Source organism: Labrys neptuniae, from assembly GCF_040797145.1.
GTDB classification, from domain to species: Bacteria; Pseudomonadota; Alphaproteobacteria; order Rhizobiales; family Labraceae; genus Labrys; species Labrys neptuniae.
The window spans coordinates 146,214-165,516 of the sequence record NZ_JBFNQD010000001.1 but is presented as its reverse complement, the minus strand read 5'-3'; the positions used below and the strand labels follow the sequence as shown (position 1 = coordinate 165,516).

Genomic DNA, 19,303 nt, shown 5'->3' with positions numbered 1-19,303 from the left:
GCAAGAATCAAAGCTTGTCCGCGCCCTCGATCTCACCGCCTTCGAAGAGTTGGACGGGATGGCCCGGCATGATCGTCGAAATCGCGTGCTTGTAGACCAGCTGGGAATGACCGTCGCGGCGCAAAAGCACGCAAAAATTGTCAAACCAGGTCACAACGCCTTGCAACTTCACACCATTCACCAGGAAGATCGTGAGCGGGATCTTGTTCTTGCGGACATTGTTGAGAAACGTGTCCTGTAGATTTTGGGTGCGCTCCGCCGCCATAATACCCCCGAAACTCCTTGACCGCGGTTGGTCCGCGGACATTCACAAGCAAAATCAGCCAACGCTGACGCGCCTGCCTTTCATGCAATCATCCTACATAGTCGACGGGGATGCTGCGTCGCGCAAGCAAAAGTTTGCAATCGCCACGCGTCATTCCGCCCAATCTGTCGGAATGATCGCAGATGGGCCCCAAGCCATCATCTGTCAAGCAACAATGGTATACCATAAACTAAAGTGAACGCTCGGCCACCTCATGGAACCGTGCGCGCAAACGCGTGGTGAGAGCCCCCGGCTTACCGTCACCGATCACCGTATCGTCAATACGCACGACTGGCATGATCAATGCCGTCGCCGCGGTCACGAAGGCTTCCTTCGCGGCCTTGGCTTCCGCCAGCGTGAAGGGCCGTTCGCTGATCAGCAGATTATCGCGCCGGGCGAGGTCCAACAGCGTGGTTCGGGTCACGCCCCGCAGAATGCCGCTCTCGGCCGGGCGGGTCAGCAGCGTATTTTCGCGGGTGATGATCCAGGCATTGCTGGCCGCCCCCTCGGTGACATAGCCGTCCTTGTCGACGAACCAGGCCTCCTTGGCGCCGCGCTCCTTGGCCCTTTGCCGTGCCAGCGCATTGGGCAAAAGGCCCGTGGACTTGATGTCGACCCGTTCCCAGCGATTATCCGGCAGGCTGATTACCGAAATGCCGTTGGTAGCACCCGCCTCGGCCTTGCTGCGGTCGACGGAGCGGGCGGTCACCACCAAAGTAGGCGGCGTATCAGCTGCCGGAAACACGAAATCGCGTCTGGCCGCTCCGCGCGTGACCTGGAGATAGACCAAGCCATCGCGGACACGGTTGCGCCGGACGGTCTCGCGCAGGATCACCTTGAGCGCCCCCTCCCCGACAGGCATGCCGATGCCCAGCTCCGAGAGGGACCGCTTGAGCCGGGCAAGATGCCGGGTCTCGTCGATGAGCCGGCCGCCGAAAACCTCGCAGACCTCATAGACCCCGTCGGCAAACTGGAAGCCACGATCCTCGACATGCACGCAGGCGTCGCGCAGCGGCACATAGACCCCGTTCACATAGGCGGTGCGGCTCATGATGGCCTCAGGCAAGCTTCGACCGGGATTGGGCGGCAAGGGCTGCCGCCAAGACTCGGCCAAGATTTGGCAACCCAGACGGTGTGCCGCAGATTGAGGCCAGTGACAACCCGCGATCAGCCGTCACGCCAGCCAGAAGGGCGCGCCCTGGGCAAAACGCTTCCAGAGCTTGTGCAGCGAACCGGCAGCGACTTCCTTGTCGCGAGCCTGCCAGCCGGTGACCAGGCCGGCGCCACGATGCAGGGCGGCATCCTGCGTTTCGTCCGTGAGCACGGCCAGCAGACCGCCCGTCGTCGCCGCATCATTGGCCAGACCGAGCCCTTCCTGGAGATCAGCCAGCCGGGCAAGATAACGCTGCGCCTCTTCCTTGGTGTCAAAGACGCCCCGGAAGAACTCGGCACCGTAACGCAGCTTCTTGAGCACGAGCCGCAACTCATGCTGAGCCACCGGCTCAAGCCGCCTGAAATGCTTTCCCCCTTTCAGGGCACGGCGATGCAGCCGTTCCAGCGCCTGGCGAGCGAATTGCTCGGCGGTCTCCGCCAGGATGCCAAGCGAGCCGCTGGCGATATCATTGCGCCAGACGCGCCTTTCGACGGTGCGCCCGAGCGTCAGCAGGAAACGGTTGTAGCGGGCACCGGCGAACAGTTCGCGCAGATGCTGATAGCCATGCAGCCGCCTCGGCTCGACATGAGCCCGCATCGCCGCAAAGGCCTTCTCGTCGGGGCAATGTGTCTCGATGCCGGGAATGGTATCCACCACCAGCACGTCCCAATTGCGCACGGGCCCGAGCGTCGACGCCAGCCACTTGGCCTCCACCGCCAGCAGCGCGAGCGTCGGTGAGCCGATCTGGCGTTGGAGAATCGAAATGGCGGTGCGCATGCGCCGCAACGCCACCCGCATCTGGTGCACACCTTCCGGCGTCCTGCCCTCCTCCACCACGGCCTGATTGGCGACCATGTGGCGCTGGCAGTCACCGAGCAGCTTAGCGACGATCTCGTCGACATTGTCGGCGGCGCCGATGCTGCCCTTGGCAGCCCGCACGCCCTCGGCCGGCGGATCATAGGCGAGCTTATAGCCACGATCGGCCTTGGCCAGCGTACCTACGCGAAGGGGCGCGACATCGAGCAGGGCCAGGGCGACGTCATAGAGGGCACCCGCGTCTCCGCCCTTGAGCTCCAGTTCGAGCTCGCTGATGGCCTCGCGGCGCTCACCGGCCCGAATCTCACCCTGATCGAAGGCAAGTTCCAGTTTGGCGGCCGGCAGGTCGAGCGCCTGGATACGCCGGCGGAACTTGGTGACGAAGACGGCCTCGAGCACGCCGTTGCCGACGCCGTCCATGCCGATCTCCAGGGCTTCGGGCGGCAAGAGGGCCAGATCCGGCTCCAGGCTCGGTACGGGCACTTCCCATTCATGGCGCGCCAGGGGATTGGTGCCGTCGGCCGGGCGTTTGAGCGTCTGGATAAAGCTCTTGCCGCTCTTGCGTACCCTGAGGGCGATCTTGTTGCGATAGAGCTGGCGATCGGGCGTATCGTAATAGGCGTTCTCGAAATTGCGAAAGACGCCGCGATTGCGGGCATGCTGGGCAATGACGGGAACCGCAGCGAGAGAATCGAAGCTGTCGGCGGGGGCCAGCAGCTTGAGTTCGATTTCCCGATTGGCAGCCGGGGCCGGCAAGGTCGGTGCGGGCACTGCCGGTGCGGGTCTACTGCCTGTTTCCACGTCTTTACTCCGAGCAATGTCGTCACCGGACCGACGCGCCCGTTTTGATGACGATTTGATGACGAAGTGGAGCTATGGCAGATCAAATTGTCACATACTACCGCCCGGCAAGCCCTGAAACACGCATCACCGTGGACAAATGTGGTTCAAATCATTTCCCGCGCCAGCGATGTGAATGACCAGAGCCTGCAATGCGGGGGCTGCCGTTCGCATTCGACGGGGTACCAGGCCCCGCCCGTCAACCGGTCCAGCCGCCGTCGATGATGTGGATCTGTCCCGTCGTATAGGTAGCACCGGCGAGGTAGACGACGAGATCGGCAATCTCCTCGGGCTGACCGATTCGGCCGATCGGCTGGCGCGCGACGAAAGCGGCACGCGCCGCCTCATAGTCGCCGGTTGCCTCCAGCCTTTCGCGCAGGGAGGGGCTTTCGACTGTCCCGGGGGCGATGGCGTTGCAGCGTATGCCCTTGCTCACATAGTCCGCCGCCACCGATTTGGTGATGCCGACCACTGCGGACTTCGAGGCCTGGTAGGCAAAACGGTTGGGGATTCCCTTCACCGACGAAGCCACCGAAGACATGTTGATGATGCTGCCATCGCCGCGCTGCAGCATATGCGGCAGGAAGGCCCTGATCATGCGGAACATCGCCGTGACGTTGAGATCGAAGGCGAAATTCCAGTCCTTTTCCGTGCAATCGAGAATGGTGCCGGCATGGACGACGCCGGCGCAGTTGAAGAGAATGTCGGCCTGGGGTCCATGACGTTCGGCAAAGGCGGCGATCGCCTCCGGCGACAGCACGTCCAGCCGTTCGACGGCGATGCCTTCAACCCCGGCGAGATCGGCCAGCTTGTCTTCGGCAATGTCGGTGGCGACCACCTGTGCGCCGGCGCGGGCCAGCGCTATCGCCGAGGCGCGGCCGATCCCCTGGGCGGCCGCGGTGACAAGGGCTGTCTTGCCCTGTAGGGGTAGGGACATTTCACTCTCCGTCGTCGATCGCCGGCGAACCGGCTCTTTTGCATGTGCTCGGCTTTGCTTGGGGACGCGCCTGCCTGAATGGACCGGCGCCCCTTCCCGATTGATAGCTGCATTTGTATGAATTATTCAAATCGAAGGTCGTCGCAAATCGTCGCGCATCGCCTTGGGAGTATAATCTGACCGGGCCCGGTTGCCCGGGCCATCCCTGTCCCATATGGTCGGCGCCGCATCGAGTTTCTGAGTCTGACAAGGCGGGATTATGTCCGGACAGCGCACTTTTCTTTATGTCGGCGGCCCCACGCGCCCAACGCCATATTACCCAACCCACAACGCCAAGGGCATTTCCGCTTTCTCCTTCGACCAGGCAACCGGTGCCATCACACCTGTCGGACTGATCGAGGGTATCGACAACCCAACCTGGATCGGCGTCGACGCCAAACGCAAGGTGCTGCATGTCAACAGCGAGGTGTTCGGCTGGAACGAGGGCACGGTTTCGGCCTATGCCATCGACCCCGCGGACGGCACGCTGAGCTATATCAACAAGCAGCCGACCCTGGGCAGCATCGCCGCCTTTAACAGCCATGACCGCAACGCCAATTTCCTGCTCGTCGCCAATTACAGCCTGACCGCGGAAGGCGAACTGCCCAACAAGGCCATCGCGGTGTTGCCGATCCGCGAGGATGGTGGGCTGAAAGCAGCCGTCAGCGACGCCACCCATGCCGGCACGGGACCGGATCCGGAGCGCCAAGAGCGCCCTCACCCCCATTGCGTCCGCGTCACGCCCGATAACCGCTATATCGTGGTTGCCGATCTCGGGCTCGACCTGCTGGTGGTCTATCGCTTCGATGCCCAGACCGGTGCGATCACCCGCGCCGGAGCCGCCTCCGTCCCAGCCGGGGCCGGTCCGCGCCATTTCGTCTTCCATCCGCGCGGCAATCTGCTCTATGTCGCCAACGAGCTCGACTCCACCGTATCCTCCTTCGCCTTCGAGGCGGACCAGGCCAAGCTCACCTTGGTCAGCACGATTTCGGCACTGCCTGAATCAGCCGGATCGGGCAGCTTCTGCTCGGAAATCGCGATTTCGGCCGATGGCGCCTATCTCTATGTCGGCAATCGCGGCCACGACACGATCGGCGTCATCGCCCTCGACAGCGAAGGCGGCATGGTGCTGGAGCACAACGTGCCCTGCGGCGGGCAGTTTCCCCGCCATTTCGCCATCGACCCTTCGGGCAATTTCCTGGTGGCGGCCAGCCAGAACAGCGACAAGCTCGTCGTCTTCGCCGTCAACAAGGAGAGTGGCGAGTTGACCCCGACCGGCACCGAGATCCAGATCGGCACGCCGACCTGCGTGGCCTTCCTTCAGATCGACGAAGCCTGAGGCATTTCCCAAAAGCCGGCATTACGGAGCGCATCGCCCTTTGCGATGCCTCCGCAGCCCTTGGAAGCAAGACGTGGGCGACAAGCTTCTCATTCTCGATGTGGGCTCCACCGCGCTCAAGGCGGTGCTGTACGACCGCACCGGCACGGCCGTGGCCTCGGCGACACGGCCTCTGACCACGCAGACCCTCTCGGACGGGTCCGTCGAGCAGGATGCGCGCCAATGGTGGACCGCCGCTCAGGCGGCGGTGAGCGAGCTGCCTTTTCGGTCCGATGTCTGCGCGATCGGCCTGGCCGGTTCGATGCAGAACCTCATCGCCCTTTCCCCGACGGGCGAGCCCATTGGCCCGGCGATACTCTATTCCGATCGCCGGCTCGACCAGCATGAAGTGGCGGCCCTGCGCGACCGGCTTCCCGGAGATTACGGCCAGCGCACCGGCAATCATCTCGATCCTGCCCATCCTATCCTCAAGCTGATGCGGCTCGAGCGCTTCCTTCCAGGCCCGTCGCTCGACGCCGTCACCGGCTTTCTCTTCGGGGCCAAGGATGCCGTGATCAAGCGCCTCACCGGGCGTAGCGTCATCGATCCCACCACTGCGACGACGACCGGGCTCTACAACATCGTCAGCAGCGCCTGGGATGAAACCCTGCTGGCGGCAGCCGGCGTCAAAGCCGCGCAAATGCCGAAAATCCTGGCTGCAGACGCAATCGTCGGCCCGCTTGCCGCTGAAAGCGCCGTCGCCCTCGGCCTGCCACGTGACATCCCAGTCTACAATGGCGCCGGCGATGGCGCGGCCGCAACCTGGGGTGCCTTCGCCGATGCACCCAACACGGCCTATGCCTATATCGGCACGACCGGCTGGGTCGCCGGCACCATGGACATTGCCGATGCCCGCCCGCCGCGCGACAGCTATACTCTGGCCGACCCCGTCGAGGGCAGCCGCGCGATCGTCATCACGCCCTTCCTGTGCGCGGGCGCGGCGCTCGATTGGCTGAGCGAGATCACATCCCTGCCGGTGGAGACGCTGCTCGATCACGCCTCGGCTGGTGGCGCCGCCTCCCATCCGCTGTTCCTGCCTTATCTCTTCGGCGAGCGTTCGCCCTTCGAGGATCGCGCGGTTCGCGGTGCTTTCCTCGGCCTTGATCGCGGTCACGGGCCGGGTGCTCTGTGCCGGGCCGTGCTCGAAGGTATCGCCTTTGCCATCCGCCACAATCTGGAAGCCGCCGGCCTGCCGCGCCAGCCGTTGACGGTGATCGGCGGTGGCGCCCGCAGCCCGTTGCAGCAACGCTTCCTCGCCGAAGTGCTGAACCGGCCCGTGATTGCGCCGGCTGCCAGCCAGGAGATGCCGGCGCTCGGCATTTATCGCATGCTCGCCCCCAGGCTTGGCTTCGAGCCGGTGCAGCAATTGACGGGCAGTGTCACGGTCGAGCCTCATCCTTCTCGCGCGGAAGCCGCGGAACGGCGCTATCACAGCTATCGTGCCGCATCGGATTTCGCGCGCGAACTGCCGCGGACTATGCCATAGCAACGCAAAGAAACTGCCCGGGAGATCCGACCCGGGTCGAAGCTATCGGGGGATCCACGTGAAGATCGGTGTTTCAATCTTGGCCATGACCTTGGCCAGCGTCGTCGCGAACGCGGCCCAGGCCGAGGATATCGCCGTATTGACGCCCTATATCAGCTCGGTCGCGACCAACGAGATCGTCGAAACCTTCAAGAAGGATGCCGCCGGCAAGGGCTGGAACGTCAATGTCGTCGATACCCGCGGTGACCTTCAGCAGCTGGCAAGCCGGGTCGAGGACGTCACCAATGCCGGCGTGAAAGCCGTCGTCCTGGTCAGCGTCGATCCCAAGCAGATCGCCGACCAGGTCGCCGCCGCGGCGGCCAAGAAGATTCCCGTCTTCGCCCTCGACGGCGCCCTGGCGCCCGGTGTGACCGCCAGCATCGCCACCGACAATTTCGCCCTCGGCACCATCCTGTCGGACAAGCTGTTCAAGCAGCTGGGCGGCAAGGGCAATATCGTCAAGTTCTACTATTCGGCCCATCCCGGCGTGCATCAGCGCGAACTCGCCCTCGACAAGGCGCTGGCCGCCAATCCGGGCATCAAGGTGATCGCCGAGCATTATGTGAAGGTCCCCGGACCGATCGACGATTCACGCCTGGCCATGGAAACCTTCATCCGCCAGCACGGCACCAAGATCGACGGCGTCTGGGCCGCCTGGGATGAGCCGGCGATCGGGGCTCTCCTCGCCCAGCAGAGCGATGCGCCCGATTCCAGGATGGTGATCGCCGGCATCGACGGCAATCCGCAGGCCGTCGACCTGATCAAGCAATGCACCGACCTGGTCGCGACCGTGCGCCAGGACTTTCCGGGGATCGCCCATAGCGCCGTGACCGAAATCGCCAATGTGCTGGAGGGCAAGCCCGTCAGCAAACAGGAAATCCAGGTCGAGGCCAAGGTCGTCGACCGGGCAAGCCTGGGCGTGACGTGTCCGCAATGAGCCAGTCCTCCGGCCGCGCTGTTCCGCGGCTCGAGATCACCGGCCTGAAGAAACATTTCGGCGGCGTACATGCCCTCGATGGCGTCGACCTCAACGTCAAGCCTGGACGCATCCATGCCCTGCTGGGCGAGAACGGTGCCGGTAAGTCGAGCCTGCTCAAATGCCTGTCGGGCGTGTATCAGCCCGATGGTGGTGCGATGCAGCTCGACGGCGCGCTCCATGCTCCGCGTGATCCCAGGGCGGCGGAGGCCGCGGGTCTGCGCTTCGTGCATCAGGAACTCAACCTGGTACCGGGTTTCACCGCGGCCGAGAACGCCTTTGTCGGCCGGCGCTACCCGCGCCGTTTCGGCCTGATCGACCGGCAGGCCATGCAACGCCGCCTGGCGGCTGTCCGCGACAGGCTCGGCATCGCCCTGCCGCTGGACGTCCCGGTACGCCATCTCTCGGTGGGCCAGTGCCAGCTGGTCGAGATCTTGCGGGCCTTGATGGACGAGGCGCGCATCCTGGTGCTGGACGAACCCACGGCCTCCTTGAGCGAAAGCGAAGCCGCGATCCTGAGAAAGGTGGTCGTCACTCTCGCGCAGGCGGGATGCGCCGTGATCTTCGTCTCCCATCGCATGGAGGAGGTCTTCGAGCTCGCGCAGGACTATACGGTATTGCGCAACGGCGTCACCGTCGGCCAAGGCCTGATCACCGAAACCACGCCCGACGCCGTCGTGGCGATGATGGCCGGTGACGCCCAACTCCGCGACGCCCTTCCGCTTCCGGCCAGGCGAGCCGAAAAGCTGCTCGAGCTCGACGGCTTTTCCCCCTCGCCCCGGCACGGCTCCCTGCAATTGAGCGCCCATGGCGGCGAAATCATCGGCTTGTACGGCATCGTCGGCAGCGGGCGCTCCAGCCTGTTGAAGGCGCTCTGGGGCGCGATGCCGCGGGCGAGCGGCAGGTTATCTCTGGCCGGGCGGCCCTTGCCGCCGGCCGGCATCCCCTCCCGGCTTCGGGCAAGAGTCGCGTTTGCGCCGGAGGACCGCCGCGGCAGCGGCCTGGTGATCAACCACTCCATCCTGGACAATGCCACCCTCCCCCGTCTTTCCGACGGTCGGGCCGTGGCCGGCCTGCCCCTCCTGTCCTGGCCGACCTTGCGACGCAAGGCCAGCGCGATGCTGGATCGGCTTGCCGTCCGCTACGGCCGCCTCGCCGACCGCATCGCCACTCTCTCCGGCGGCAATCAGCAAAAGATCTTGATCGGGCGATGGTTCAGGCCGGGTCTGCGCCTCTTCCTGCTGGACGAACCGACGCGGGGCGTCGACGTCCGTTCCAAAGCCGAGATCCACGCCCTTTGCCACGAGCTCGCCGGCGACGGCACGCTGATCCTATTCGCCACCAGCGACATCGAGGAACTGTTCGCGCTGGCCGGGCGCATCGTGGTGATGGCCAAGGGTGAGATCGCACTGGACGCTCCGGCCGCCGGCTTGACCCGCCAGCAGGTGCTCGCGGCGACCTTTCGCACAGCAAGACCGCATCGGGACTCCCGGAGGACAGCTTGAACTTCACCGCCCGCTACGGCACGCTTCTTGGCCTTTTCGTCATCGTCGGGGTTTTCTCGGCCCTTTCGCCGGGTTCCTTCGCCCAGGCCTCCAATCTGATCAACATCACCCAGCAATCCTCGCTGCTCGCCATCGTGGCTCTCGGCGCGACCTGCGTGATGGTGCTGTCGGAATTCGATCTCTCGGTCGGGGCGGTGGTGTCCTGGGCCGGAATCCTGGCCGTCAGCCTGTTCGCGCAAGGCTGGGGCATTCCGGCCACCATTCTTGCCACGCTGGTGTCGTCGGCGGTCGTCGGCTGCGTCAGCGGCTATCTCGTCTCGCGCCTGAGGGTGCCGAGCTTCATCGCCACCCTCGCCATCGGCACGGTGGTCGGCGGCTTCACCTTCTGGATCAGCGACGGCGCCACGCTGTTCGGCAATATTCCACCGGCCTTCCGCGACCTCGGGCGCGGCACGCTGGCAGGCGTGCCGGTACTGACGCTGTGGGCCATCGCCATGACGGCCATCTGCGTCATCCTGCTGGATTTCACCGAGCCCGGCCGGCGCATGGCGGCCATTGGCGGCAACCGTGAAGCGGCTCGCCTCACCGGCGTTCCGATCGTGCGCAGCACGGTGCTCGGCTTTGCGATCTGCACGCTGTTCGCCGGGCTTGTCGGCCTCCTGTTGGTGGCGAGGCTGGGCAGCGCCCATCCGACCGGCGGCAATGGCTTCCTGCTCCAGGCCTATGCCGCCGCCTTTCTCGGCATGACGGCTTTTCGTGGCGGCGACGCCAACGCCCTCGGCACTCTGCTGGGTGCTGTGATCATCGCCGTGGTGGCGAATGGCCTCACCATCCTCGGCGTGCCCAACTACATGCAGGATATCCTGACCGGCCTGATCATTCTGGCAGCCGTGCTGGTGCGCAATGTCGGGCGGCTGCGAGATTAGAAATAATGCAGTTCCCTGAATGGGTAACGCCCGATTTGCCATTGCCGGGCTTGACCCGGCTATCCAGAAACCACGGCAAAAAGAAGCTGGATTGCCGGGTCAAGCTCGGCAATGGCAAACCTCACCTGCGCTTGGCTGACGCTGCCGCGTTCAGGCTCCCGCATCTGCCTTGAAATGGGGGCTTTCGAAGCCGAGCTTACGCAGACCGGCCTGGATCTCCGGAACGCGCATGAACAGGTTCCAGATCAGGCCGGTGCGATAGTTCTCGATCATCACGATGATCGGGCCCTGGTCGATCGACAGGAAGGTGTCGGCGAACCAGTCCCGTTCCTCGCTGAAGGCATCGACGAAGCCGAAGCGCCCCCAGACCTTGTCGCCATATTTGGCGAGGAAGTGGCGCAGCGCCGCCATGGCTTCCCTGGGCGCATAGGGAAAGCTCGACAAGGCGGCCGTCGGGCTGATCACGCCATTGTCTTCGCTCGGCTGATGGGCGGCATAGCCGTCAGGATCATCGCTCGCCGTCAGCCCCCAGCAATCGGGGCCATAGCCCTTGTGGCCATGCGGATTGAGTACGCAATGGCGATGGTTGATCATCGTATGGGCCACGTTCTGCTGCCAGTAATCGGCGTAGCGGTCCTTCAGGCCGCGAGGATCGAGTCCCAGGAAGGAATAATGCGCCCAGAACAGCGGCCCGCCGCGATCAGGGCCCAGCGGCAGTTCGATGTCGTAATAGCTGCGCGGCGCCCCGAAATCCTTGCTGGCCGCGAAGCCACGATGATAGGCGGCGGGATCGATGGGATAGCGCGGCGCCGATACCGCCATCACATAGGCGATCAGGCACTCGTTCCAGCCATGGATGTCGTGATCGAGCACGAAGCCGTTATTGGGGCTCCAGTGCCAATAGAGCGCGTGGCGCCCCTGCGTATACCAGTTCCATTCGATCTCGCCCCATAGCCCGGTGATGCGCTGGCGCAATCTGGTCTCGGCGGGGGTGTCGGTATCGAAATATTCGCGGGCGCAGAGCAGGCCCTGGAACAGGAAAGCGGTTTCGACCAGGTCGCCGCCATCATCCTTGCGGCTGAAGGGCCAGACCTTGCCGGTCTCGCCATGCATGAAATGCGAATAGGCGCCATGGAAACAAGTGGTCGGCTCGATGACGTCGATGATTCTGGTCAGCCGTTCCAGGCCCTCGGCGCGGGTGATCCAGCCTCGTTCCATCGCCACGATCATGGCCATGATGCCGAAACCCGTCCCGCCGATCGCCACCAGGTCGTTGGGCGTATCCATCGTGCGGGTGGTACGGTCGCGGGCCATGCCGCTCACCGGCTCCGCTCCCTCCCAGAAGAAACGGAAGGTCTGGCGCTGCACGGCTTCCAGCAGTTCCTCGTCGGGCAGGTTGACGAGATCGGCGGCCTTGTAGAGCCCAGCCGGTTCAGTCTTGGCCATGCCCTTATCCACCTTCTCCGCCGCGATCTTCTTGTCGCCCTTGGAGAGCTTCTTCTTGCCGGCCTTGTCCTTTGCCATCGTCCCGACTTTCACCCGTTGCAAGCCATGAGGGCTGCCTGATCGATCTTTAGATAGACGCTTCAACAGAAGCGAACATTTATTTGAAAAGTATGGTCTTTTTATACACTGCCTTTGGATTCGTCCGCCTCATCCCGATCCGGTTTCTCTGACGCGCGGTCCGCTTGTGTCCTGTCATTGAGAAGCCGAAGAGTACGTGGAAAGAAGCTGGCCTTGGAGCCGGGCCGGCCGATATGGATGATGGTGGATTTGCCAAGATCCTTTTCGAAAATGGCGAAAACCTTGTCGCGTGTTCCCTCATCCAGACCTTCCAGGGCTTCGTCGATGACGATCCAGGTCGGCTGCTGCAGAGCGAGGCGGGCAAAAGCCACCGTCTGCTGTTCCTCGTCGGCGAGGTCCTTGTCCCAGCGCACATTGCGGTCGAGGTCATCGGCCAGATGACCAAGCCCCACGGCGGACAGAGCATGTTCAAAATCGGCCTGCTCGAACTTGGCCACCGGCTGCGGATAGGACAGGATCTGCCGCAACGTGCCCTGGGGCAGATAGGGACGACGCGGCATGAAGGTGACCTGCCCGCCCTTGGGAATGCTGACCTGACCTGAGCCGAAAGGCCACAGACCGGCCAGAGTGCGAAAGAGCAGAGTCTTGTTCGCCCCGGCCTCGCTGACGATCAAGACCCGCTCGCCGGGTTGGATCTGGACATGGTCTTCGTTGAGGCGGCTGTGCCCGCTCGAAGCTTCGATCACCAGATCATCGAGGCGGATGCCGTCATTGTCGGTCTCGGTGAACTCGATATGGCTGGCTTCCGTTTGTTGAATATCGATATTGGTGACGGCATAGCGGAAATTTGCCACGCGCAAGAGCGTGGCCCGCCAATCGGCAATGGTGTTGAAATTGTCGACGAACCAGCGCAATTGCGATTGCACCTGATTGAAGGCTCCAACGGCCACCATAAGGCCGCCGAACGTCAGGTTCCCGGCAAAATAGATCGGTGCGGCGACCAGGAACGGCGCGACCTGGGTGAACCAGCCATAGCCGGAGGTCACCCAGGCGAGCCTGGCGGTCGCCGTTACCAGCCGCCGCATTGCCTGCAGGACAGCCTTGAGATCGAGATTGAGCTGGCGCTCCTCGTCCTTTTCGCCGTTGTTCAGCGATATGGCATCGACATGCTCACTGACCCGCACCAGCGAAAAGCGGAATTCCGCCTCCCGCGCATAGCGATCCGCATTCAATCCGATCAGAGGACCGCCGACATGCCACGAGAGCAGCGAAGCCGTGACGGCGTAAAACAAGGCGGCCCAGACCATGTAGCCTGGAATGGCGAAGCTGTAGCCTTCGACGTTGAAGACAAAACCGCTGGAGAGACTCCACAGCACCGTGATGAAGCTCGCCAGATAGATCGAGGCTGACAAGAGTCCGATGCCGAGATCAGTCGACAATTCGGTCAGGTGGCGGGCGTCCTCGTGCAGGCGCTGATCCGGATTGACGCCGATCTTACTCGAATTGGCGAGACGAAACGCGCGGCGGGGCCGCATCCACTGCCCGATGAGATCCTCCACCAGCCCCTGTCGCAGCTTGAGCTTGACCATCCAGCTCAGCCAAGTCTGGGTGACGTTGAGGATCAGCAGTCCACCCGCAATCGCAATGAAGACCAGGAGTTGCTGGAGGAACTGTGCCAGGTCCTTGCGGGCCAGGGCATCGTAAAAGGGTTGATTCCAAGCGTTCAGCAGGATCTGGAAATAGCCGGTGACCGCAATCACCAGGACGACCCCGACGAGAAGCAGGAGCAACTGGTTGCGATGGGGCGAGGAAACGAAGGCGCGGGCCATCATGTTGAGCTGCAACAGCAGCCCGCCCATCGACTGCTCAGACTGCCCAGGCTTGTCCGGCTCGTTGCTCGGCGCGTCGGCAGGCTTCCCGCCGGATTGTGCAACCATGAATCACTCTCCGTCTCGACTATAGCCGGTCATCTGGCAGAGTCATCCTCAAGGGTAAGCGAGTAACGCGTACGACAGCCGGCACGATGCGTGAGTGCGCATGTTTATGCGCCTTTGTGCGTTTTCATACTTGCATTCCCCCCACTCAAGGGACATAAGCGGCCTGTTCATTGGATCCAGCCTGCCATGGAAACTTCCATCCTTCTCGATGCCGGCCTCATCCCTGCCGAGCGGCAGCGTCTTCTCCTGCAGCGCATCGAACAGGACGGCCGCATCGCCTCTGTCCAGGCGGCACTGGATTTCGCGGTGTCGGAGGACACCATTCGCCGCGACCTCAAGGAACTTGCCGATGCCGGCCTGATCGAGCGCGTGCATGGCGGTGCCCTGCGCAAGTCCCGCGCCTCACACCGATTTGATCGGCGCCTGATCAGCAACGAGGCGCAGAAGAAGCAATTGGCGGCCTATGCCCTGCGTTTCGTCGAACCGGGAATGGTCGTCCTGCTCGACCAGAGCACCAGCAATCTGATGCTGGCACGCCAGCTTCCGGTCGAGGCCGGCCTCACCGTGATCACCCCCTCGCCCGACATCGCCGTCGCCGCGCTCGATCGCGGCATCGGCAAGCTGGTGCTGATCGGCGGGCAGGTCGACACCCAGTCGCGCAGCGCCAGCGGCGCCGGCGCGCTGGAGCAGGTCGCCTATCTCAAGCCCGATCTGTGTTTCCTGGGCGCCTGCGCCGTCGACCTGATCGAGGGCGTGACCGTGGTCGATCATGACGACGCCCATCTCAAGCGCGCCATGGTCGCCGCCTCACGCTCGACGATGGCTTTGGTCACTGCCGAGAAGCTCGACACACGCTCGACCTATCAGGTCATGCCCTTCGCTCGCCTCGATCGCATGGTCACCGAGAATGCGAGCTCGAACACCATTCTGCAGCGCTACAGCGAAAGTGGCGTGGAGATCCATCTTGTCTGAAACATCCTCTTATCGGCCCGGCTGGCGGGTCTGGCACCCGACGGCGTCGACCTTCTACGTCAATGGCGCTCTCTATGGTGTCTGGGCTACGCAGATCCCTCTCGCCAAGGAGCGGCTGGGGCTCGATCCCATCGTGCTGAGCATCGTCCTGCTGATGCTCGGGGCCGGGGCCGTGCTCGCCATGGCCGGCAGCGGCTGGATCATCCAGCGCCTCGGCACCGCGGCTCTCATCCGGCTGAGCGGCGTGATTTTCCTGGCCCTGCTGCCCGCCATCCCCCTCATGCCGGACGTCTGGCTGCTCTCCAGCATCGTTTTCCTGTTCGGCGCCAGCGGCGGCTGCATGGATGTGGCGATGAATGCCGATGCCGCCAGGATCGAGAAGCAGGTCGGCCGCCCCTATATGTCGTCGTTCCACGGCATGTGGAGTCTGGGCGGATTGACCGGGGCTGGCATCGCCACCCTGATGCTCCGCTGGACCGACGGCGCTTCCCAGGCGCTCATCGTGACGGTGGCACTGGCCGTCATCTTTGCCTGGGGGCAGAGAGGCCTCGCTCCCGGCAAGGTCGCTGCAACTGCCGACGCCGGCACCGGCAAATCACCTTCCCTGCGCCCGGCTTTCCTCGCGGTCGTGGTCGGCCTGATGGCCGCGCTCGCCTTCAGCGGAGAGGGCGTGGTGCTGGACTGGGCCGCCGTCTTCCTGCGCGAACAATTGGGAGCCGGCCAGGAATTGGCCAATGTCGGCTATGCCGTCTTCGCCGGGGCGATGGCAAGCGTGCGTTTCCTGGGCGATCCCATCCGCCGTCACGTCGATGGCGTTCATCTGGTGCGAGGCGGCTGTCTGCTCGCCTTGATCGGGCTCCTGATGGGACCGCTTTCGGGCAATGTCTATGTCGCCATCCTCGGCTACGGCTTGACCGGCATCGGCTTTGCGAATGTGGTGCCGGTCCTGTTCAGCACCGCCGGGGCCATGCCGCGCCCGGAAGTGCAGATCGCAACGGTGTCGACCATGGGTTATGCCGGCCTGCTGGCGGCGCCGCCCTTGCTCGGAACCGTTGCCCATGTGTCGACGCTTGCCGGCATCTTCTACGTCGCAGCGGTGTTCACCGTGATCATTGCGTTGCTGGCGCCTGTCTGTGCCCCACGCGGCGCTTCGGGTCGCCCGGCTACAGAAGCGGGCTGACCAGCCGCGCCAGATTTTCGGCGACCTTGCGGATCCAGGGGCGCCGGCGCCATCTGTCCAGTTCCATCCGGTCGCTGCCCGCGATGTAGTCATCCTGCATGCGTCGCAATTGCAGCGTGACCTCGCGGTCGTAGATCACCACCGTGACCTCCGAGTTCAGCACGAAGGAACGCATATCCATGTTGCTCGAGCCGATCAGGGCGACGTCGGTGTCCACCGAGACATTCTTGGCATGCAGGAACTTGTCGCGGAAAAGGTGGATGCTCACGCCGGCAGCCAGCAATCCGCCATAATAGGACTGCTGGGCGAAACGCACGAGGCGGTGATCCGAAATCTTGGGAACGACCAGATGCACGGCGACGCCGCGCAGCACGGCGATCTGCATCGCCTTGTGAACGGCCTCGCTGGGAATGAAATAGGGCGTGACGATCACCACACGCTGCAGGGCCGAATGGATGGCGGTGACGATCAGGCTTTCGATCCCTCCCACCCGATAGTCCGGACCGCTGGGCAGGACCTGCATCGCCAGGGTACCGCAGGCCGGCGTCGGCGACATCACGCTGTCGAGCGGCAGCGCTTCCTCCGTCTCCAGGAACCAGTCGGCGATGAAGACGGCCTGCAATTCCAGCACCACCGGCCCTTCCAGGCGCAGCATCAGTTCCTGGTTCGAGATGTCGAGCACCGTGCGGGCCGCAATGATGTTCTGAGACCCTGCATAGCCCACCCGCCCGTCCATCACCGCAATCTTGCGGTGGTTGCGCAGGTCCGCCCGCGCCGACTTGCGCCGAAAGAAAGTGACCGGAAGGATGGGATGGGCCTCGACACCGTAATCGGCAAGCGTCGTCAGCACGCTGCGTGCCCATGGCCGAGAGCCGATCGCATCGATGAGCACGCGGCATTTCACGCCACGCGCCTGGGCACGACCGAGGGCTTGCATCACCTTCTGCCCCACTTCGTCGTCCGCGAAGATGTAGAACAGCAAGTGGACATGATGCTGGGCAGCGTCGATATCGGAGACCAGCCGATCGATCATCCGCGAATAATCGCCGAGGAAGTCCACTCTCGCGCCATCGACGACCGGCAGCTTGCCCACTCTTTCGATCAGCACCGCTGCACGGGTGAAGCGCCGCGGCAGCCGCTCGCGTGAAACTTCGGTCAGTTCGCGAACCTTTTCGGCGGACAGGCTCAGGATGTCAGGAAGGCGTTCGAAACGCTTGCGCCGCCAGCGCGGATAGGTGGCCCGCCCGATCAGGAGGTAGAGCAGCAGGGCCGGCCAGGGCAGGAACATCACCAGCAGCAGCCAGCTGCGCGCCGCATCCGAATTGCGCCGGAACGGCACCACCACGATCATGACGAGGCGGACCGCCCATTCGGAATAGAAATAGGCCCACGCCAACACGCTCAAACCCGGCAAGGTCAGATCGGAGAACGACAAGGCGGGCCTTTCCATGAAAAAACCCACGCAGCGGGCTGCGTGGGTGTGACTTGCGTCAGATGGCGATCCTCAAAGCGTTCTTCGATCTGACGAAATCGTCAAGCATCGCAAAGACGCGTCCAAACGAGGAGCTAGAGCAAAGTACGTTTTCGTGAAAACGCGCTTTTCTCCGAGGGATCTCACCCCTTACGGGCACTGCACGCGGCGATACCGCACGTTGCCGTAGTAATCATAGTAACGACGAGTGCAAGCACGCGGCGTGGTTTCGGCACCGACGATGGCACCGGCAGCACCGCCGAGCACGCCGCCGACGATGGCGCCGCCGGCCGAACGGGTGGCCAGGCCACCGATCAGCGCACCGCCGCCGGCACCGATGGCAGCGCCACCGAGCGCGCGGTCACCGCGCGAATATTCCGAGCAGCCCGCGAGCAAAAGCCCTGCAGCTGCTACGATCAAAAGCTTCTTCATGGGAGATCCTCCGTGGATGCCGATCCGTATCGATCATATACAGATACAACCGAGAGCAAAGCCCGATTCTTACATCATGCACACCATGAACCGGAGATGAATGACTACGTAAGGACAGCTCGTGCTTCAGATGCCATCGCTTTCTGCCAAAGCCGGAGCATTTCACTGCCGACTCAACCGAAATGACGCATGTCACCGACATACAAACTTCTACGGCGAAGACAAGTTCCCTTCCGTGTACCGGTGCCTTTCCGAAGGGATCGCGCGGGCGATGAACAATCCTTCTCTCGCAGGTGCGGAAAGGCCGCTTGCGCCGGGGCGCCATGACGATTAAGCGGGATATCCTGAAGCAAAGCGCGTTTGAGCGGAAACGCACTTTGCTCTAGAGGCAGTTACCCAGGCGCGTCTTTGCGATTCTTGGCGCCCCGCAAATCGCAAAACGCTGTAGGATCTAGTTTGTTTGGAGCGACAAGCGATGGAAGCGCTCTTCATCGGCCATGCCTATATCGACGTGACCTTCGTTGCGGATGACATGCCGCGCGGCGATGAAAAGTCGGTTGCCAAGGACTATGCCGTGGCTTTCGGCGGCAACGCCACGACGGCCGCTTTCTGCTGCGCCAAGCTTGGCGTGATCCCCGACCTGATCACCACCAATTCGAACGACTGGCTCGGCCGCATGTTCATGGACATGGCGGCGAAATACGGCATCTCCGTCCATCCTCGCAAGGTCAAGCGCTCATCGCTCTCCTTCATCATGCCCAAGGATGGCAAGCGCGCCATCGTGCGTGCGCGTGACGACGACTACCTGCATCCCTATCCGCATCTCAATCTGGGCAATTGCCGCGCCCTGCATCTCGACGGGCATCTGGCCGATGCCGCGCTCTACTATGCCAAGGAATTCCGCAAGCTCGGGCGCCTGGTTTCGCTCGATGGCGGCGGCCTGCGCTCCAACACCGACGAATTGCTCAACTATGTCGATGTCGCCGTGGTGGCCGAGCGCCTGTGCGAGCAGATGAACCTGACCGAGACCGAGATGCTCGACTATCTCAAGGGCAAGGGCTGCAAGATCGCCGGGGTGACCGCCGGCGAGCGCGGCATGCTGTGGTATGACGAGAGCGGCAAGGTCCAGCGCCTGCCGGCCCTCAACGTGCCGAAGGCCTCGGTGGTGGATACCAACGGCGCCGGCGACATCTTCCATGGCGCCTATATGTACTCCTATCTCAGCCGCCCGCTGTCGCGCTGGGAGGAGCATTTCCGCTTCGCGCGCGGCGCCTCCACCCACGCGATTCAGTTTCTCGGCAACGAAGCCAAGCTGCCAACCCGGGCGGATGTGGAGTCCATCGAAACGCGCTTCCAGCCCGTCGCCGCGTCCTGATCGCCTTTGTGAG

Annotated in this window: 16 protein-coding genes; 8 read left to right on the top strand and 8 right to left on the bottom strand. The window is 63.5% G+C overall.

Translation table 11 applies throughout. The features are described 5' to 3' along the window. Positions 1-7: 7 nt before the first annotated feature. From hfq to ABXS05_RS00705, 4 genes are all read right to left on the bottom strand, one after another. Entirely contained in the window at positions 8-265 is a 258-nt protein-coding gene (hfq, locus tag ABXS05_RS00720) for an RNA chaperone Hfq (protein ID WP_068290859.1), read from the bottom strand. A 229-nt stretch (positions 266-494) separates the two neighbouring features. Further along, positions 495-1,355 carry a D-amino-acid transaminase gene (locus tag ABXS05_RS00715; RefSeq protein WP_311938103.1) on the bottom strand — a complete coding sequence of 287 codons (861 nt, stop codon included), beginning with the start codon at positions 1,353-1,355 and terminating at the stop codon, positions 495-497. Positions 1,356-1,478: 123 nt separating this feature from the next. Next, positions 1,479-3,074: a CYTH and CHAD domain-containing protein gene (locus ABXS05_RS00710; protein WP_367622576.1), complete on the bottom strand. Its 1,596-nt coding sequence runs from the start codon at positions 3,072-3,074 to the stop codon at positions 1,479-1,481. Between the two features lie 238 nt (positions 3,075-3,312). Continuing rightward, positions 3,313-4,050, bottom strand: a complete 738-nt coding sequence (locus ABXS05_RS00705; protein ID WP_367622575.1) for an SDR family oxidoreductase — start codon at positions 4,048-4,050, stop codon at positions 3,313-3,315. Between the two features lie 259 nt (positions 4,051-4,309). Here ABXS05_RS00705 and ABXS05_RS00700 point away from each other — a divergent pair, with 259 nt between their 5' ends. The 5 genes from ABXS05_RS00700 to ABXS05_RS00680 all read left to right on the top strand — a co-directional run bounded on the left by ABXS05_RS00700 (position 4,310) and on the right by ABXS05_RS00680 (position 10,399). After that, the gene (locus ABXS05_RS00700; RefSeq protein WP_367622574.1) at positions 4,310-5,428 is read left to right on the top strand and encodes a lactonase family protein; all 1,119 of its coding nucleotides are present in this window, start codon (positions 4,310-4,312) and stop codon (positions 5,426-5,428) included. 73 nt (positions 5,429-5,501) lie between these two features. After that, positions 5,502-6,953 (top strand): xylulokinase, encoded by a 1,452-nt coding sequence (locus tag ABXS05_RS00695; protein ID WP_367622573.1) that lies wholly within the window; start codon positions 5,502-5,504, stop codon positions 6,951-6,953. Positions 6,954-7,038: 85 nt separating this feature from the next. Further along, positions 7,039-7,929 carry a sugar ABC transporter substrate-binding protein gene (locus ABXS05_RS00690; RefSeq protein WP_367622572.1) on the top strand — a complete coding sequence of 297 codons (891 nt, stop codon included), beginning with the start codon at positions 7,039-7,041 and terminating at the stop codon, positions 7,927-7,929. Further along, on the top strand, positions 7,926-9,473 hold the full coding sequence (locus tag ABXS05_RS00685; RefSeq protein WP_367622571.1) for a sugar ABC transporter ATP-binding protein: 1,548 nt from the start codon (positions 7,926-7,928) through the stop codon (positions 9,471-9,473). Before ABXS05_RS00690 ends, ABXS05_RS00685 begins: the two co-directional genes overlap by 4 nt. Further along, positions 9,470-10,399 carry an ABC transporter permease gene (locus tag ABXS05_RS00680; RefSeq protein WP_367622570.1) on the top strand — a complete coding sequence of 310 codons (930 nt, stop codon included), beginning with the start codon at positions 9,470-9,472 and terminating at the stop codon, positions 10,397-10,399. The genes ABXS05_RS00685 and ABXS05_RS00680 overlap by 4 nt, the downstream gene beginning before the upstream one ends. 150 nt (positions 10,400-10,549) lie before the next feature. Here the strand turns inward: ABXS05_RS00680 and ABXS05_RS00675 are convergent, their stop codons facing one another. Then, complete coding sequence (locus ABXS05_RS00675; RefSeq protein WP_367622569.1) at positions 10,550-11,923, bottom strand: glucoamylase family protein; 1,374 nt, start codon at positions 11,921-11,923, stop codon at positions 10,550-10,552. A gap of 101 nt (positions 11,924-12,024) precedes the next feature. Continuing rightward, on the bottom strand, positions 12,025-13,860 hold the full coding sequence (locus ABXS05_RS00670) for an ABC transporter ATP-binding protein/permease (protein ID WP_367622568.1): 1,836 nt from the start codon (positions 13,858-13,860) through the stop codon (positions 12,025-12,027). 186 nt (positions 13,861-14,046) lie between these two features. Between ABXS05_RS00670 and ABXS05_RS00665 the strand changes: the two genes are divergently transcribed. Further along, positions 14,047-14,832 carry a DeoR/GlpR family DNA-binding transcription regulator gene (locus ABXS05_RS00665; protein ID WP_311938083.1) on the top strand — a complete coding sequence of 262 codons (786 nt, stop codon included), beginning with the start codon at positions 14,047-14,049 and terminating at the stop codon, positions 14,830-14,832. Beyond that, positions 14,825-16,012, top strand: a complete 1,188-nt coding sequence (locus ABXS05_RS00660) for an MFS transporter (RefSeq protein ID WP_367622567.1) — start codon at positions 14,825-14,827, stop codon at positions 16,010-16,012. Before ABXS05_RS00665 ends, ABXS05_RS00660 begins: the two co-directional genes overlap by 8 nt. Here the strand turns inward: ABXS05_RS00660 and cls are convergent. Next, a complete protein-coding gene (gene cls, locus ABXS05_RS00655) occupies positions 15,996-17,447 on the bottom strand; it encodes a cardiolipin synthase (RefSeq protein WP_311938079.1) in 1,452 nt (483 codons plus the stop codon). The two genes, ABXS05_RS00660 and cls, sit on opposite strands and share 17 nt — an antisense overlap. Positions 17,448-17,633: 186 nt before the next feature. Continuing rightward, positions 17,634-17,915, bottom strand: coding sequence for a YMGG-like glycine zipper-containing protein (locus tag ABXS05_RS00650; protein WP_105862901.1), 282 nt, complete (start codon positions 17,913-17,915; stop codon positions 17,634-17,636). 475 nt (positions 17,916-18,390) lie between these two features. Between ABXS05_RS00650 and ABXS05_RS00645 the strand changes: the two genes are divergently transcribed. Continuing rightward, positions 18,391-19,290, top strand: a complete 900-nt coding sequence (locus ABXS05_RS00645) for a sugar kinase (protein ID WP_311938077.1) — start codon at positions 18,391-18,393, stop codon at positions 19,288-19,290. Positions 19,291-19,303: the final 13 nt, after the last annotated feature.